The 17,538-nt window shown below is 48.4% G+C and carries 16 protein-coding genes and 1 pseudogene; 7 read left to right on the top strand and 10 right to left on the bottom strand.

Features of this window, described 5'->3' with window-relative positions; genetic code table 11:
- Nucleotide 1 precedes the first annotated feature (1 nt).
- From K9W43_05575 to K9W43_05565, 3 genes are all read right to left on the bottom strand, one after another.
- The gene (locus K9W43_05575) at nt 2–1,033 is read right to left on the bottom strand and encodes a zinc-binding dehydrogenase (GenBank protein ID MCF2136696.1); all 1,032 of its coding nucleotides are present in this window, start codon (nt 1,031–1,033) and stop codon (nt 2–4) included.
- 74 nt (nt 1,034–1,107) lie between these two features.
- Nucleotides 1,108–1,383: a hypothetical protein gene (locus tag K9W43_05570; GenBank protein ID MCF2136695.1), complete on the bottom strand. Its 276-nt coding sequence runs from the start codon at nt 1,381–1,383 to the stop codon at nt 1,108–1,110.
- A 124-nt stretch (nt 1,384–1,507) separates the two neighbouring features.
- Nucleotides 1,508–1,888: a hypothetical protein gene (locus K9W43_05565; GenBank protein MCF2136694.1), complete on the bottom strand. Its 381-nt coding sequence runs from the start codon at nt 1,886–1,888 to the stop codon at nt 1,508–1,510.
- A gap of 133 nt (nt 1,889–2,021) precedes the next feature.
- On the opposite strand from K9W43_05565, the gene K9W43_05560 reads away from it, so the two are divergent.
- The 5 genes and pseudogenes from K9W43_05560 to K9W43_05540 all read left to right on the top strand — a co-directional run bounded on the left by K9W43_05560 (nt 2,022) and on the right by K9W43_05540 (nt 8,259).
- Nucleotides 2,022–5,282: a hypothetical protein gene (locus K9W43_05560; GenBank protein ID MCF2136693.1), complete on the top strand. Its 3,261-nt coding sequence runs from the start codon at nt 2,022–2,024 to the stop codon at nt 5,280–5,282.
- A gap of 187 nt (nt 5,283–5,469) precedes the next feature.
- Nucleotides 5,470–5,829, top strand: a complete 360-nt coding sequence (locus K9W43_05555; protein ID MCF2136692.1) for a hydroxymethylglutaryl-CoA reductase — start codon at nt 5,470–5,472, stop codon at nt 5,827–5,829.
- 111 nt (nt 5,830–5,940) lie between these two features.
- Nucleotides 5,941–6,849 (top strand): hypothetical protein, encoded by a 909-nt coding sequence (locus K9W43_05550; protein MCF2136691.1) that lies wholly within the window; start codon nt 5,941–5,943, stop codon nt 6,847–6,849.
- 95 nt (nt 6,850–6,944) lie between these two features.
- The gene (locus K9W43_05545) at nt 6,945–7,793 is read left to right on the top strand and encodes a polysaccharide deacetylase family protein (protein ID MCF2136690.1); all 849 of its coding nucleotides are present in this window, start codon (nt 6,945–6,947) and stop codon (nt 7,791–7,793) included.
- Nucleotides 7,794–8,061: 268 nt separating this feature from the next.
- Nucleotides 8,062–8,259: pseudogene (locus K9W43_05540) on the top strand (acyltransferase).
- Here K9W43_05540 and K9W43_05535 read toward each other — a convergent pair.
- From K9W43_05535 to K9W43_05505, 7 genes are all read right to left on the bottom strand, one after another.
- Nucleotides 8,252–8,488 (bottom strand): acyl carrier protein, encoded by a 237-nt coding sequence (locus K9W43_05535; protein ID MCF2136689.1) that lies wholly within the window; start codon nt 8,486–8,488, stop codon nt 8,252–8,254. The pseudogene K9W43_05540 and the gene K9W43_05535 sit on opposite strands and share 8 nt — an antisense overlap.
- The gene (locus K9W43_05530; GenBank protein ID MCF2136688.1) at nt 8,485–10,314 is read right to left on the bottom strand and encodes an HAD-IIIC family phosphatase; all 1,830 of its coding nucleotides are present in this window, start codon (nt 10,312–10,314) and stop codon (nt 8,485–8,487) included. Before K9W43_05530 ends, K9W43_05535 begins: the two co-directional genes overlap by 4 nt.
- Complete coding sequence (locus K9W43_05525) at nt 10,307–10,744, bottom strand: 4'-phosphopantetheinyl transferase superfamily protein (protein MCF2136687.1); 438 nt, start codon at nt 10,742–10,744, stop codon at nt 10,307–10,309. The genes K9W43_05530 and K9W43_05525 overlap by 8 nt, the downstream gene beginning before the upstream one ends.
- 43 nt (nt 10,745–10,787) lie before the next feature.
- A complete protein-coding gene (locus K9W43_05520; protein MCF2136686.1) occupies nt 10,788–11,966 on the bottom strand; it encodes a DUF4185 domain-containing protein in 1,179 nt (392 codons plus the stop codon).
- A 94-nt stretch (nt 11,967–12,060) separates the two neighbouring features.
- Nucleotides 12,061–13,476 (bottom strand): DEAD/DEAH box helicase family protein, encoded by a 1,416-nt coding sequence (locus K9W43_05515; protein MCF2136685.1) that lies wholly within the window; start codon nt 13,474–13,476, stop codon nt 12,061–12,063.
- 41 nt (nt 13,477–13,517) lie between these two features.
- Entirely contained in the window at nt 13,518–13,904 is a 387-nt protein-coding gene (locus tag K9W43_05510) for a threonyl-tRNA synthetase editing domain-containing protein (GenBank protein MCF2136684.1), read from the bottom strand.
- A 22-nt stretch (nt 13,905–13,926) separates the two neighbouring features.
- Nucleotides 13,927–14,811 (bottom strand): hypothetical protein, encoded by an 885-nt coding sequence (locus tag K9W43_05505; GenBank protein ID MCF2136683.1) that lies wholly within the window; start codon nt 14,809–14,811, stop codon nt 13,927–13,929.
- Between the two features lie 139 nt (nt 14,812–14,950).
- Here K9W43_05505 and K9W43_05500 point away from each other — a divergent pair, with 139 nt between their 5' ends.
- The gene (locus tag K9W43_05500; protein ID MCF2136682.1) at nt 14,951–16,180 is read left to right on the top strand and encodes an NAD(P)/FAD-dependent oxidoreductase; all 1,230 of its coding nucleotides are present in this window, start codon (nt 14,951–14,953) and stop codon (nt 16,178–16,180) included.
- 288 nt (nt 16,181–16,468) lie between these two features.
- Nucleotides 16,469–17,506, top strand: coding sequence for a hypothetical protein (locus tag K9W43_05495; GenBank protein MCF2136681.1), 1,038 nt, complete (start codon nt 16,469–16,471; stop codon nt 17,504–17,506).
- The last annotated feature ends 32 nt before the right edge of the window (nt 17,507–17,538 follow it).

Raw genomic sequence — 17,538 nt, 5'->3', positions numbered from 1 at the left:
TCTAGTTCAGGTCGGTAAATAGGACCTTTATCGCTTGTTGGGACTCCATCAACTCAAATCCCTTCTTCCACTCACTCAGACTGATACGATGGGTGATCAGGGGGGCAACATCAATCTGCCGAGAGGCCATCATCTTGAGTGTGGTCACCCACGTAGAGGGGAGTGTTCCCCAGGTCCCAAGCACATGAAGTTCCTTTGTCACAATATCATCAAGGTTCACATCGACAGGTCGTCCCTGTAGACCAATGAGGGAGATATAGCCTGTCACCTTGACAAACTCAAAGGCCTGTCGCCTTGCGGGCCCTGCACCTGAGGCCTCAATGACAACATCTGCACCAATACCATCGGTATAATCACGTACTATATCGACAGCATCTTTTTCCGCCTGAACATCAATTGTCAGATCCGCCCCGATCTTCTCTGCAATGTCGAGCCTCCAACGATCAGATGTGACACCTGTAACAATGACACGTGAAGCACCCATGGCCTTGGCAATCTGAATAGAGAGAAGACCAGTCGTGCCGGGACCCTGCACCAATACAGTGTCACCAGGTTTAATGGGGGTCTCCTCAACAAGAGTATGTACTACACAGGCAGTGGGCTCGGACAGAGCTGCCTCCTCCAGTGAGAGACCCTTTGGGATCTTGTGGACAATATATTCGGGAATGACCACGTATTTTGCAAATGCACCATTAGCACGGGATACACCAATAATCCGTTTGTCAGGAGCAGTACATCGATTCATGTGGCCAGTCTTGCAGTGATAGCACTGACCGCAATACGCTGTGGCAGGACCTACAACTTGATCGTCAACTTGGATGTTCTCAACACCTTCCCCAACTGCAATTACACGCCCCGAATATTCATGACCGAGAATCACAGGAGGCGTATAGAAAGCAGTGTCGTGTTTGATGTGGACATCAGAACCACAGATCCCTGCGGCTGCCACCTCCACAAGCACCTCACCACGATGAGGTGAAGGTTCATCAACTTCGCGTAACTCCAGATTATCTGGACCTCTTGCAGTCTTCATTAGACCTCTCAATAGGGCTTACCTCATCAATGAGGAGAGATGAAGCTCTATAGAATGTTGTGGCGAGTCACAGATCATAATAATTGCAGGAACGATTGTGGTTCTTCGCCCTGTTGGACAGCCTTTACTCGAAAGTGCGGCCCCTGTTCAAGGCGGAGCTCCCGGGCAACTGTGGCACCTACGAACTTGTGGCGCACTCCAGCATCACGGCCCTGCCAAATATAGATAGATCGGTTCTTCTCATCAACAACACAATAGACCTTATCGGCCTTTAGATCATTAATGGAGAGGTCTATTTGGGAGGATGTCCCATCATGTTTCATTTCTAGCGCTACGGTCACGGTGGTCACGTACCTCATTCATAACAGTACAGGTCTAATAACTATGATGTTTTCCAGGTAATATCATGTAATGTTGTCGGATGGACTTTGATAGCCTATCAATTCTAATAAGGTCATATTTAAAATATTACTGTCACACGCGTTCAAATTTGGCTCGCACAGTCGCGCCACAATAGGAACACCTTGCCTCAAGCGGCCCCACCCAGTCAATGCTCTCAGTCGAGAGATCGGCCCCGCAGGATGGACACTTGGCAGGTAAGCGCACAGTACGAAGATCAGCACCATCTGAACGTACAGAGGGAGCACTCGCATCGGCAAAACTTGGCATACTTGTTACAAACGTGCTTACCGCATTGCCAGCACCAGTTGCGAACTTTAGGACCACAATGAGAATGATAACAAAAAAGATGATTGGTATAAGAAACATCAGCATTGCGAAACCAAATATTCCGGACATATCAAATGGATTAAAGAATTGCATTATTTTCCCCACTGAGGCGTTTGAGTGTGTCATTCCAAATCCACATATAACTTTTCGCAGATAAGAAACGAGTATTCAATGCGGCTCTGTAAAGAAAAAATACACAAGAGATATTGGGAACAGGGCTCAAAAAAGATTGACCGTAATTCTTGGGATGAGGAGAAACATGACAGAACAGAATGCCGTGGATAAAATTACCGGACTCGATGAGCACGGAATGAAGACATACTCGCTCATGCTTGCAACTGGCAACATCACAACAGGCGATGTGAGCCTATTACTTGATGTCGATTATGATAAGGCTGAGGAACTAGTGAAGAACCTTGTTGACATGAAACTCGCAATCGAGTTACCGGGGATAATTCCGCGTTACCAAGCAGTTCCGCCCTTCGAGGGGCTCGCTGCTGAGTTGAGAGATCTGGGAACCCAAATTGGGAAGATCCGGGATGATCTGAAGTCGCAGGTCGCTGAGGCCTCAAAGAAAGTACGTGATGCACTGGTAGAGAGTGCAGGCAAGGCCTCAGGGGATCTGACAGCACAGGCGGAGAGGATGGCCTCCAAGAAAGGTGAGAGCGTTTCACAAGTGGAGAATTCGCTCACCTCCGCAAAAGGGACATTAGCCGAGGACAAGCGGGTGTTTGCAACTCAAGCAGAAGCGACCCTTGGTGAATGGGAGAGCGAACTGCCACACATGATCGATCCGGTCATAGCAGATACAAAGAACAGTATCGCCAGCATTGCCAACTCACTGATAGCCGACATGAAGTCATGGGCATCTTCCGCAAAGAGCATCACAGGGGATACGTCAAATGACCTGCACTCGGTGGTGGACACCTTTGAGGAGAGAGCGGGATCAAGCATTGATGCTCAAGGATTGACTGTTCAGGAGACTGCCGAAACACAATACAGTAGGGCTGTAGCGTCTATCCACTCCGCAAAAGAAAATGTCACTCAATACATCGGAACGGCCGGGACTTCTACCACAGCGACAGTGGAAGATGCAACAAAGAGAATTGAGTCCACAGTCACAGATGCCAAGAACACGTTGGGTACAATCATTGATAACATCACCAGTCGTATGGCCGAGGGCCTTGACACTGTAAAGAATCAGGGAGTATCCCAGTTAGAGGAACTTCAGAGTAGTACCGATGGTCTACTCGTGGATCACAAATCAAAGTTGGAACAGATAGTCCAACAGATGAGCCAAGATCATGAAAGATTCACTGAAGAATTTAGAACCGATCTAGATACAACAATGGCCGAGCTTGCCACTACAGTGGACACAGCGAAGAACTCGCTCTCGGATCAGATCGAAGGGTTCCTACGTGTTGAGGACCAGACCATTGTCAGCACCTCGGAATCTCTCAGCACGATAGCCAAAGATGCTGGCAACACATTAGTGGGAAGTTCAGAGGTGGCTACCAACGAGTTCATCAGCTCCACAGAGGCCAGCCTTGAAGAACTGAAGAGCGCCCTTGAAGACTCGCTCCATCAGACGGGCAACTCATTAACTGAACTGAATAGACAATCGCTCAACACCAACACCGAACTCCTTGATAATACAAGAGCAACACTCTCTCGTGAACTCACAACCATATCAGAGAGCCTCAAGTCAAAGGTCAACGCCTATGCGTCGCAGACCACAGACGAACTGAAAACACTGACAGAGGATCTTCAGTCACGAATTCAAGCAGCCACCAGTCAGGCGACACAGCAAATACAGTCGATGGCGGAGTCTGCGGTCTCTGAGATCATGCAGGCTGTTGAGAACCAGCTCCAACAGATCGAGAACGCACTTTCGGAACAACTCACCACGTACAGGACTGCACATGATGATATGTCAAGACGGATTGAGTCCTCCATTAATGCAGCGATATCTCGTGAGGCCGAGTCCGTGAGTACACTACTTGGGAGGACTGCTGAGTCTAGAACTGCAATGTTAGATAAGATTAGAACTGTCAAGGAACAGACCGTCAATAACGTGCAGCTCAGACATGAGGAGACCATTGCAGCAAGCCGTCAGACAATGGAACAGACGGCCACCGAAACCAGAACAATTCTCGAGAACATCACAACCAATATCGCAGAAGCAGTGACTACTACAAAGTCCAAGACGAGCGCAACAGTCAATCATCTTACACGCACGACTGCGGAGGCCACAGAGGCCGCCCTCCAGAAGGTCTCGCAGGACTCACAACAACTACATGACTCGGTCCAACAGACTGTAGAGTCCATCTCAACAGCGCTCACAGGCACCATTGAGGATGGGACCTCTTCGCTTCACCAAGAGAGCACATCTGCCAAGACGTCCATTATGGATCGTCTAAGTGAGATCGATCAGGAAGCACAACAGCGACTTGCCGAGACAAAGAACACCACAAGTGGCGCTCTTGAGACGACATCACAGACTGTCAATAACGACCTCAGCTCGGTAGCAGCCGCTCTCGAAGAAGCAAAGACTGCATTCACATCAGGAATCAATACTACACTTGAAGGGGTCAAGACGGATCTGGGCGAAAAGGCCACAGAGATGCGAACGCACGTAGAGTCCATTGTGAATCGCTCTGAGGGCGAAGTAGACAAAGTCGTATCACAGAGAAGTTCAGCGGTCGAGTCCACAATCGAGGAGGCACGCACAAACATGGACGAGCTGGGAGAACGACTGAAGAGAACCGGATCCGACGCTGGTGATAAACTTAAGACACGGGCGGTGGAGCTCGTAGACGCAAGCCTTGACAAGACGACCAGTTCTCTCGACGCCCTCAAGAGTGCTCTGGTGGATATGATCACTGAGGGATATAATGCACTTGAGGGCAGTGTGGCCGAGGCCAAGACTACGCTGGAGAAACTCCTCACAGAGACGGAGAGCAGTCCAATGCTGGGTCTCACGGAACAGACATTAGAGGAGGCCTTTGCGGGAACGTCTGTAGATAGCGGCTCACAGGTAGCCAATATTCTGACCACGGTACTTGACACCTTACAAAAGTCAGACTATCCGGGTGCAAGAAAGACATGGATGGTCGTCACACGCCGTGCAGTGCTCGCGCACATGAAAGACATGGTCCAACGTGCCAAATCAAAGGTCACGATGATCATCCCCGACCCGAACGATATTCCCACCGAACTACTTGTTGAACTCAAATCGAGCGTGGGAGTCGAACTCGTAGTGACGGAAGGAGGACCACTCGAACAACGAGCGGGTCCATTAGTCGGCCGAGGTAATGTGCGCGTGAGAGTTCGCAATGAGAAGGACATCTATGCATGTATCATGGACAGCGAAGAGATCATGCTTGCCCCTGCCTCCGCGAACGACCGGGATGTGATCGGGCTTGTCAGCGAGGATCCAGACTTCGTAAAAATAGTGATGGGAATCTCGGGACCAATATTCCAAGCCCGGACAAGACTTCTCAAGCCTGGCGATTTATAGACGAATGTGACGCGGCGAGTCCGCGTCATTTATTTATTTTAGACTGACGCTCACACAGTCAGGCCAGTTCTCGATCACACGAGCCAATAGATAAGAGAACAAAATTGTAATTGAGAATAATGCAGTTCGGAATGTATAAAAATGAGGGGGCTGTGAAAATTAAGTACGTCTATATGGAGGAACAATTATGCAGATTCCAAGTTTCCTATTGAGGAAGCTCTATGTCAAGAAAAGCCTTACTAATACAGACAAGGGCTTTTCATTCAAACTGAAAAACGCTCTCTCCCAAGGCACAGCCATCGGGATGGAGCCAATCAAGATTGACGATGTGGAGATTCCTCTAGATAGCACCTTTATCGAGGCGGAAGGCGTTGAGGTCAAGGCCTCAGAGGTCTCTGAGAGCAGCCCATTCATGATAAAGGTCGGGGTAGACATCACCTTACGAGTTGAGGGGGATCCCTTAGCAGCAGGCGAACACAAGATCGACATCGCCCTGAAGACTAAGGAGGCAGGAACCCTCAAGTTCGATGTCACTGACTCGATATGATATACAGTTGATTTCGCAGAAGGTGGACAGCCTTCTGCGCACTTGTTCTACCTTGATGTTGTATGCACAACAGTTTTTTGTAGTAACCCGTACGTCAGAGTGGGTCTAATCATGTACGTCAAGATAAGGAGAGATGGTGCATTAGGCATCGGTCGCGCCACGGATGGATCTGCTGAGATCACAATTGGGTATGGAGAAGCCCATATGGTAGCAGCAGCATTAGAGAAACTTGCTCAGACCGCCCGAAACTACAAACAGGTCTATCACAAGACAACGGGTGTAGGCGGAGGCAACAAAATTCAGTTTGAACGAAGTGAAGATGGAACTATCGTGATTGCAGGTGATAACCAGCAGTACTTCATGACTGAAAGGGAAGTACGTGATCTCGCAAAATTGCTCAAGAATCTTCCACCTGTCGAGGTCGCCCCTGCATCAGATTATGTCCAAAAGGTCAAGCCACAGAACGGTCTCTGTCTTGTCATCATGAATGGTGGACAGAGTGCCAAGATCAAGATTACGGAGGCGGCACTGCTCAAGACTTCTCTGGTGAGCAGCGTTGATAGCAGGTTCTATGTCGAACATATGAACATAGACGACCGAGAAATCACAATCAATAGAAGCAGTGATCTGAAATGGTCGATCACCGTAAATGAGACCGAGATAAAGTTCACAGCCTATGAGATCGAGGCATTAATAGCGGGGCTTCAGAACGGCATCCTTGATGTATTGATGGATCTCGTTAAGTCGCTAGGAAGTGACAAGATCTCAGACATCAGGATAAAGAGCCAGATACAGAGGATTGAACAGGAGACTGCAAAGGTTGTGAAGGAGTACAAACATGCCAAAAATGTCGTTCGACAGGTGGTCAAGACTACCAAGAAGATATTGGCCAGTAGTGCAGATGCAGATGCAAGAACAAAGGACTTCATTGAACTCTGCAACTATATCCAAGCAAAGGTCGATCGTCAATATACAGACGAGCTGTTTGAACTCATTGCTCATGAATTCATTGCCAAATGAGAGTCCGCAACTCTTATGAAATGCATACGATGATTCAGCATGTACAAAATGGTGAGGTCTGAGATCTGTCCACGGGAAGGTATGCACAACAACTCGTGAAACGTTGGGGCGTCAGAGCCCCACGTCAATTTATCAAGATGATGAGTCTTCATAGAAGACCATTCAAAGAATTATTAAACAATATAATTGAGACCCTCAAACCCTTCGATGCCAAGTTCGCATTTCCCACGGTGGCTGCTGTTGCCACTATGAGACCTGACCTTATCAGAATGATCACTGATGCGGGTCACGAAGTGGCCAGTCATGGGTTCAATCATATCAGATATCCACAGATCTCAGCGAGTGCAAGAGAAGAGGACTTTCGTAGAAGCCTGCAGGCCTTTCAAAAGATAGGCGTGAAGATCACAGGCTTTCGTGCACCCTATGATAATTACACAGACGACATGCCGGAACTCATAGATAGACACGGACTAATCTGGGACGGAGGTCTCGGGTATAGACCTGAACACCGGGAGAGAACACAGTTCTTTCAGGTACCTATCGATGGCAGGCAATCGGACACAGTCTTCATTCCATTAAATGTGTGGAGCGATGATAGAATGATCGACACGCTTGGAATGACGCCGCCACAGATCACACGTCGGCTCAAGCATGAGGTCAAGAAGGCATCCATGCATAGAGGGGTCATCATGTTCGACCTGCACCCAATCAGAATCGGCCAGCGGAAATATGTTGGCTGCCTGAGAGAACTTGTCGAATATGCTACACAGCTAAACGGGTGGTGTCCTACTCCAACAGAGGCTGTACAACAATGGAAACAAAAGGGTGAATGGAGAGATGGTGCCTCATTTTGTCTTCTTCTGACAGGAGACATTGATAATTGGGTGTTCTCAGATTACCTACGCAGACAGATCTGGAAATACTATTTGACAAGAAGTGATTAGAATGGGTAAACTGATGGGACGACTTCTCAGAGTCTTGGCGTGGCTCTCGCCGTTCTGGCAATTTCGTGCAGCGGTGCATCGAAGATGTGGTGTCAAGATTGGCAAGGGGGTCTTTATGGGTTATCTTGTTCAGATCGACAGTGAACATCCAGACATGGTCGAGATTGGCGATTGGGTCTCATTAGGTCCGGGCGTGCAGATCATGGCCCATTCGGGAACAAGTCCATACCACAGGTTTACAGGAGCTTATAGCAATCCGCCAAAGAAGGTCGTCATTGAGGACGGCGCGTGGATCGCCAGTGGAGCAATTATCCTGCCCGGGGTCAGAATCGGAAAGGGAGCAATTGTGGCGGCTGGAGCAGTGGTCAGCCGTGATGTCCAAGCGTGGACAATGGTCGCCGGGAATCCTGCAAGAATGGTCCAGAGACTTGAACGCCAGCCCGTAAAGCAAAACGAGACTAACTGATCTTTGAGGCCAGAACTTTTCTCAAGTCACCTACTGTCCAGATATCAGCGACCTCTTCGTCTTCAAAGAAGATTCCAAATTCGTTCTCGATCTCCGAGATGAGGACAAGGTGGGCCATGGAGTCCCACGGCTCATACTCCTTTCTGCGGAGACTGTCTGTCACCTGTTCCGAATCGAGCAAGAGGACCTTGCTAACGATCTCTACCAGTCGTTCATCGGTGCTGCTCATGGCCATTCCTCGACAAGTTCTATGTATTCAGGTACTTCAATGGTCTTTTCTGTGATATCCAAGGCCCAACGTGTCACATCGCCTTCAGTACCGAGAAGCGTAAAGTTGTGCCTCTCATACAAGTCCTTCGCTGGAGCGTTCTTCTTTGTTGGAATGTACTCTCCGACAAGACGCTTCGCACCTGCCTCGCGTGCATCAGCAATAATCTTCGCAAGAAAGGCGGTCTCGATGTTACGACCTATGACACGGCAACTCATCAGAAGTGTGTCAATGATCCAGTCAGTCTTCTCAGCACGAGTAATCGCCACACCGACAACTCCCTCGTCCCCGAAGCGGTCGCGGACAGCCAGACTATAGACACGGTGATCAGGCGACTTGCGAAACTGCTGGACTTCGGCATCGGTGTGCCGGCGGGTCGTGAGATTGAACTGGTTGGTCTTGCCGATAAGTTGAACCACTCGCGGGGTATCAAAATCGTCAGCAAGCTTAATGCGAACTTTCAGATCCAGTGTTTTGAGAAAATCCTCAAGAGACCCTGTTGATCGCTCTAGCTCGGCACGTTTCCGCTTACCCACGTACATCTCCCCACGACGCATATCTTCAGCCGTGAGGGAGAGAACATCAAAGACATGAAGATCCTCAAGTGTGGCGCGATAGAGGCGTGGATTCTTTGGAAGGTCTACAACCAGAACCTCTGGCAGTGCCTGTCGGACCTGCTCACGTTCAACGGGATTGTCGTCTATGAAGACCATGCTGTCAAGACCGATATTGATCTCATGAGCAAGCTCTATGAGGTTTTGCACCTTACTCTGCCAGTTAATCCTGAGAGCTGCAAAATGCTCCTCACGAAGCACTTGATACGGGTGCTCCCGAAGCACTTGAAGAGCATCATCAGGATTGTTCTTGCTATTGACAGCAAGAATCACACCACGATTGTACAGTGAGAGTAATGCTCTCTGAAAATCTACAAACTCGTTACCGGGAGAGGTATTTCCAAGCTTGATCCCTTCCATGCCGTCTTCCCCGATGATCCCGCCCCAGAGCGTATTGTCCAAGTCCAAAACTATGCACTTCTTCGTCAGGCCTTTTAGAGCCCGGATATACCGTAAATACTCATCCGCAAGTATGGGCGTGAATCCCTCACTGAACGGGACTGAGCCACGATAGTAGGTATTCCAATTGACTACATTCGCCTTACCAAAAGAGGCTGCGACAGTATCAAGATCCACAACGAAGACTCGGCTCGTGGCACGAAATCGCTCTTCTAGTTGAGCATTCGCCTCTCGAAAGAGATCACGAAGACCATACGCCTGTTTGTTATCCACAAGACCCAAGGGAGTAAAAGTTGGAACAATGAAATTATTGACGAGGATGAGAGAGGATGTCTTCGTTTCAAGAGCCTCGGCCACAGAAGCAACATCATCAACAATCTTCTGAAAGGCGGCACGCCTATCGTCAGAAGACATTCTCACAAACTCGGCTATAAACATCTGACCTAGCAGAGACCAAGCGTCCACGGATAGAATGATCACATCAGCATTGTGAGCATACAATGGAGAAGAGGGATCAAGGGCCTCTTGCCGATAGGTGTTGAAACCACCAACAAAGGTGATGGGGAATAATCCAAGCAGTCGTGTCTTGACATCCACACAGGCTGCCAGCGGTTCGAGTGTAGATGACCCAATGACTGCAAGCCGTACGATCTTGTTAAGGTCGTCTGGGGTGGGGAGATCCATTGTCTGGATTCGTTTGTAGGTGCTCCATAAGTTAAGATAGGAAGGATCTGTCCGGACGACTCCTAATAGTTTGGCAAGTTTCTCACTCACTTTGGGAAACCTCCATTGGCAGTGCTTTAGTAGCAAGAGTCTCGATCATGAGATGCAATTCGTCGGGGTCGATGGTGCCATTCGGGCTCAGGGAGAGAGCCACTGCAACAGCATACTGGCTGGAATGAGATATACTCAGAATGATAGACCGTGTAATAGTAACAGGGACACTGACCTGAGGGGAACCTGAGGGAGAATGTTGGATCTCAACTCTCTGTAGGGGAAGATATGCCTGATGAGAGAGTGCTTTTATCACGGCCTCCTTTGCAGCAAATAGCCCTGCAAAATGGGGAAATGGGTCGGAGTATGTCATGCAGTAGTCGCGTTCGGAAACCGTAAAGACACGTGTAAAGAAGGGGTGTGTGACACCCAAGCTTCGAAACCTATTGACCTCTGCAATGTCCAATCCAATGCCTATGCTCGAACCCAATTCCAAAGACAATGTGATTCGCTGGCAATCAAACAGACAGAGCTTATAATCGTAATGTTGAAGCGAAGAAGAGGTCTCGAAACTGCGATCGGGGAATTGCATACATTTGGGGAGATAGAGTTGTGGCCCTGACAGGTGGCCCTATCGGAGATAGATCAACACGCATGACAAAGGTGTTGTAGACGCTCCAACGGCTCATAATGAAATATACAACAGAACCACTCTTTTCTACAAGAGAAGGATGCACATATGATCCGTATAGACCAGGGTATGTCTTGGCGTCGGCCACGATGACCGGATCGCTCCATGGGCCCCATAAATTATCAGCAGTTCGTAGTGTTATTGCAAAGGCTACATTATTAGTGTACCACACAGTCCACTTGTTCAAGTACGAGTTCCACATCACTGAGAGTTCACCAACAGGTTTCTGGAGAACCAACTGAGCCTGAGTCATGTCCGATGTCCAAGTGGGACCACCACTCGAATTGAGACCTGCAAAATACGAGTAACCAAGCTGATTGAGCAGGGCATTTCTGGGAGCACGCATCAAATAGGCCCCCTTGAAACGACCACTTCCGGTGGCCAACAGATAGATGTAGTCACCAGAGGATATGAGTTGATCAGAAGGAGCTCCTTGAGCAACACCGAATTGCACAAAATTACTGTCGCCGGGCCAGCTGATATTCCCCGCCTTGACAAAGTTCTGACCATTGTCTGTAGAGTACGCAATACTTGCATTGTTACATGTCCACATTCCACCAGTTGAGGACCAATGTTTGACACTCATATAGTAGACGTAGATCGTGTGGTTGTCAGAATAGACGGCTGTGGGAATGGAGGTCATCTCGACATTATCCTGTTTCAGACTTCCAATCAATTCCTTTGCATACGTTGAGCGTGGTTGGATGATCCAGCCTTTGAGCATGATCCCATCACTTGGATCGGTGTCAGTAGAATAGGCCAGTGTGTTAGAACGCCAGTTCAACGCGAACCCAGTACCACAACCGAACGTGTCGCCAAACATGTAGTAGAGCATACCTTGATGATCGAACACAATCCCAAGGTCTGTTCCATTGACATCAACAGTCTGCGTATTGTTAAGCGCATCTTGGCCTGTCAGTTGTGAGACAACTGTAGCATTGAGATGTATTGGCCGATGCGTATAATAATATAATATCACACCTGCAAACACAATCATGAACGCAATAAGACAAACGAGCACAGATTTCCTCATTCCAATCATCGAAATAATTCGTACTAACATAAATAACTCTTGGGAGGAATGAGAAAACACGGTCTCCGAAGGCCATATCTCACTATTCCGCGATCGTCACAGACCACGGATACTTTTCGGCCACCGATTTGAGCAGATAATGCGCCTTTCGTTCTTCATACGTTCCTTGATAGACAAGAAGCACAACAAGACCACCGCGGGTACGCTTGAACTTCTGATACATTGTCTTGGTCGTGTTGATCGTGTCACAGACGACCATGACCTCAGCCTGAGGAATATCCAGATCGCGTTCGCCAACAGGGGAGAGTACCAAGACCCGAGCATCAACATCCTCACGGAACTGGCGTAGAACATCCCGCGCATTTCGCGTCTGCCCGGTGATCGTGAGCGCCTGCAGACCAGCCTTTTCAAGAGCCCACTTGATCTGAGAGACCATCTCAAGATAGGAGGTCAGGACAAGCGTCTTTGTGTGATCTTTAGCGATCTCCACGACTCTCCAAGTCTTTGAGGAGACCTTTGGAAACGTGCGACGAAGTGCGGCGACATCGAAGTAGTGGGTGATGGTCTTGCCACGGAACATACGCAGGAACTGGTGGGGTGGCATAGCATAGATGTATTTTCGTAGCATCAGAAGACCTGAATAGCGACCCTTCAGTTCATCGTCAATGGGCAGCCGTTCGAGCATAAGATGGATCCGTCGAACATCATCACCGATAAGGTGAAGATTCCCCTCCTCGTCAAGTTGCTGTCGAATCTCCCCACGTGTGTCACGAATGATCTCGTCAATGACGTGGGCTATCGATCGAATCTTAGTATCGGCCACGGGCTCGACCTTCAGGAGAGTTGGTTCCAGAAAGTCCTCCACATCGGTCCCGTAGAGTTCATCCATGGAGATCACTACAGCATCGCGGATATGCTTCTGGAGAGTGACCAACTCTCTACGAATCTCGATCTGCTCTTCATTGAAGACTGCATGATCATCCCGCAGAGTGCCGCTCATTCCAATTATCCACTTCCCCTCGGTAAGTGAGAGAATAGTAGGCCATGGAAATATCAGCGTGGTGCGGCCACTGGTCCTTCTGATCAGAGTATCGACCTCATTGATCAGCACGGCATCGAACGACTCAAAGTGGTCCAGATGTTTCTGGAGCATTCCAGCAAGAACTTGGGGTGTAGATACGATGATCCGGTTATCTTCGAGCATCTGAACACGCCGTCGACTCGGGACGCGAGAGGACAGTTCTCCAAGCTCGTCATCAAGACCCCCATACTCTCCACGAAGGTAGTCAACGGTCTCAACAAGCGATGATGAGGAATGTACAACAATAATGAACTTTAGATCCGGGAACCGCTTTGTGATTATCTGATGGGTGATGAATCGTTTTCCGAGACCGCAATCAAGCTCGAGTAGAAGATTGGTCCCCTTCAATTGAACAATCCTGTCAAGGAGATACTCCTGATATCCACGTGGAGTGTACTTGCTTTTTGTCTCGGTCATCGGTTTCAGTATCTCATCGTCACGAGCCGTTAAGAAGTCATCTAGAAAGCCTTGTAGACCTTCGCAATGGATGGTCCCCGCACATGCATGGCAAACTCGTGAAAGATCCCGAATGGAACGATATGAACCTCGAACTCGCGGGCCCGCAATCGTTCCGCAACTTCCTCGATGATCTCGTCAGCCACCTTGGGGTCAGCCTTGCTCGGACCGAGATGAGCAAACGAATGTAGGATGACAGTCTTTGTGCCGACCTTTTGGGCAAGCCAACGAATGTTCTTCACCATCTTTCTCAAGACCGCAGTCCTGTTCTCCTCGTCGCGCTCCTCTGCTTGAATCCAGACGAGTATAGAATCACCATAACGGTGCTCGTCCTTGATCGCCTCGTCGGCCTCGTTCGGCCGATACCAAAAACTCTCTAGATGAAACATCAACAATATCATAAGTTCACCTTCACTGCTCAGTTGTTTCTTCCGTGTGTTCATCCTGTGTATCATCGATGATCTCAGAACTGACAGCAGGAGGAACAGCAGGAATACCCAGTCGTGCGAGCTCGGTAAGCGTCAGGGTCTTCTTGCGAGGTATGGCTCTTCCGGCCACCCAGATCGTGTCGGGAGGGACCTTCTTGTCTTTGGGAACAGTACTATTGGCTGCAACTATGACATTATCGCCAATATCCGCACCTGCAAGGACCACTGCATTGGCACCAATCGTGACATTGTTACCCAGACGTACCTCTCTAAGATATAGACGGCCACTCTCATATACATGGCCACTTAATATCGCATCATACCCAAAGAAACAGTTGTCCCCAATAATGGTTCGTTCGGGATTGAATAGTCGCCCATTTCCAACAACTGTGTTCTTTCCGATCTTGGCCCCGAATAGCGTATGACGCGGGCGGGTATCTAAGAAGACCGAAAAGAACCATGCAAAGTAAGGAAAGATGACATAGTAGATCTCATAATACTCGTAGAGCAGCCAAGCCTCGGTCTCCATCGGATAGTACCCATCCTTCAGGAATGGAATACCTCGTCGAGACAGAAGGAACATCCCCAGCAAAGTTCCCAAAAATATCGCATAGCAGAGAAAGGCTATGGGAATAAAGAACACAAAGAACCAGAGATGCTGAAGGAAGAACTGAGGGATTATGGGACCCAGAATAGTCTGGAACTCTGTCTTGAGCCATGGGAAGAGAAAGCCGAACTGATCAAGTGCGGAATCCACATTCTGAAAGAGAATGAGAAAGAGAAGGCTTGTAGGAAATGCCGCAACTGTGATACTGATCAGTATGGAGAATACCATATAGAGGGAGTAGAGAATTGTTCGGGCCTTCATTCTTGACCACTCGCTGAGAGGTAAAGGTATAGTCGCAACAACGCCCTTTTAATGTGTCCATTTTATGTGTATCTACCTGTAGCAGTAACAGATAAGAACACTAGCTTCTCGTTGTGTTATAATTCGTAAGGTGCTAAAGATGACCTATGACATTGTGGTGGCCGGCACAGGCCCTGCTGGATTAAAGACTGCTGAACAGACAGCAGCACGAGGATTGAAGACGCTGGTTCTCGAAAAGAGAGCGAAAGTGACAGATTCATTGATGGGAGAGCTGGTCACGGATAAGGCCATCAAATTACTGCGGATTAAACCGGACTCCGAGTATGTTGGCAACAAGTTCACTGCGATCATTGGAGAAAGCCTCGATACCGGAGCGAATATCGTGGTTGACCGATCACTCCTTGGAAACTCATACCTGCTTGACGAGGACAAGTGCCAAGAGCTGATGAGAGACAGAGCCATTGCAGATGGAGCCGAGTTCAGGTACCAAGCACGGGTGGACAGGGTGATCAAGAAAGATAATCAGGTCACAGGAGTGGTATACAATCGTTCCGAAGAAGTCCAAGCGCCACTCACCATCGGCGCAGATGGGTCCTTCAGTCGAGTATCGGCCACCGCGGGATTCACTCACCCCAAATGGCTTCTCAGCTATGGGTACAGGTTTAAACTCGAAGGGTGCAAAGGAATAGATCCAAACACCGCGTACTTCTATGTCGGGCGCGATGTGGGTCTTGGCTACCTCTGGTTGTACCCGCGCAGTGAGACCGAGGTCAATCTTGGAATAGGTCGAGTCCCATCGAGCCAAGACCAATGGAATCGTTTACCTCCAATGCAGGATGTGCTACGCAAATACATGAAGACCCATCCTGAGACGAGAGATGCCAAGATCGCCGCGATAAATGGTGGAGTAGTCCCCTGCGCAGGAATTATCCCGCGCTTTACCGATGCAGGAGTTGCACTTGTAGGAAATGCGGCGGGACAGGTCTCATCGATCGTGGGTGGCGGTGTAACAACATGCCTCCATGCAGGAACGCTTCTTGCAAGACACGCGCGACGCATGGTAGAAGAACAGGACTTTTCACAGAAGAGCGTCTATCGCTATGAGAAAGAATACAGAGCATCCAAACTGGCAAATAATATTCAGAATACAGGAAAGGGCATGTGGGCGGTCTCGAAGTATGCAATGTTCAATGATCCAATTGAGGCAGCCGAGATCGTCTTGAGCGAGCTTGATGCAACTACCCTAAATGAGGTCGTTCAGGGCCATGTGAGTCTCGGGACGGTCATGAAGCTGTTAACAGATTTCCTACCAATGGCAATGAGAATAGGCAAAGGTTATCTCAAGAGCATTGCAGTCAGTGGTCTATGATTCATGTGATATGATCCACTCTCATAAGAATAGAGAGCGGGGCTTGAAAAATAGTGAAGCAGGGTCGCCCCCCGCTTCCCTGCTTCGTAACGCAGGCTATTTCTAGCCTGTGCCCCGCAAGGTTTCCGCGTCAGGGCCTTCCAACTGGAAAGCACAAACGATCACCGCATGCATTCCTGTAATAGTACAAGAACAAATTATTCATCCTAGAAGGATATAAAGAGATGTTGTTTTTTGATTGTTATAAAGCTACAAGTATGACATCGGTACGAACAATGGATGATCGACATGACGCATAAAAAGTTTGCAAAAGAACTGAAGGCCCTTGGACTTGACCAAGATTCTAAACAATGGAATCGCTATATCACTATTATCAAGATTATGTTGTCTATGAGAGATAGTACGATCAAGCCTCTGAGATTTGGAGAGATCTACGAGGAGCTAAAGACACAGCACATAGACCCCGTACCGGGAAGAGTAGGACTCCACCGTGATCTTAGGGAACTTGTACGCTTGGGAATAGTCAAAGTCGAGGACCCGTCCGCGTCACGCCGCAAGTACATAATAGATGTGCATACTATAGTAGATGCACTTGAAAATATTCAGTACCAAATTTTGGAGTCTCTTGAGCAAAAGCAGGCGGCAATAGCAGAAAAGATAAAGAAAATAAAAAATGTGGATTGTTCTCAACTCGCTGAAACAATTGTCTTTTCAATCTCGGGGAAACAAGATTCCATTACAACGAGATTCGCCAAGGGGATAGAGGGGATGCACCGGCTCCTTCTTAACAATATCACTAGGCCAGCTGGCAAGGGGGACATTATCAGAACGACTGCGATGTATGTGACAACATTGGTGAGTGGAGGGTTCGAGCGTACACGGAAATTTATCGATGCGGCAATGAATGGTGCTGAAGTCAGATATATAATCACATCAGATTTTCTCGAGTTGCTTGATGAGAGAGAGGGAATACTCGATGAGTCAGCAATGTTACAGTTCTTCCAAATGATTCATCGTATCAATCAAGAGAGCCCAGGAAAGTTCTTACTTGCAGTCACAAACGGACCTCGCACGTATAATCATGTGAGCCTGAATGATCAACGTGTTGCACTGATTCTGACTGAAAACCCTGTTGTGACAACATTATTCACGAGAGAGTTCAATGCGGATTTAATAGACAGCATTAACCAAGTGTTTGATCGAACATGGAAGAAGGCGATCCCATTTGAACTATTGACAAGCGCGACAGCAACAAAGATCGGTCTGAAACCAGACAATCCAATTGTTAGAGCAATAGCAAGGATTCACAAGAAAGGGGGGAAATAAGAACGACTACATATAGAGAGAGCCTGAAGGAA

Source organism: Candidatus Thorarchaeota archaeon, from assembly GCA_021498125.1.
GTDB lineage: Archaea > Asgardarchaeota > Thorarchaeia > Thorarchaeales > Thorarchaeaceae > B65-G9.
This window is presented reverse-complemented; position numbering and strand designations above follow the sequence as displayed.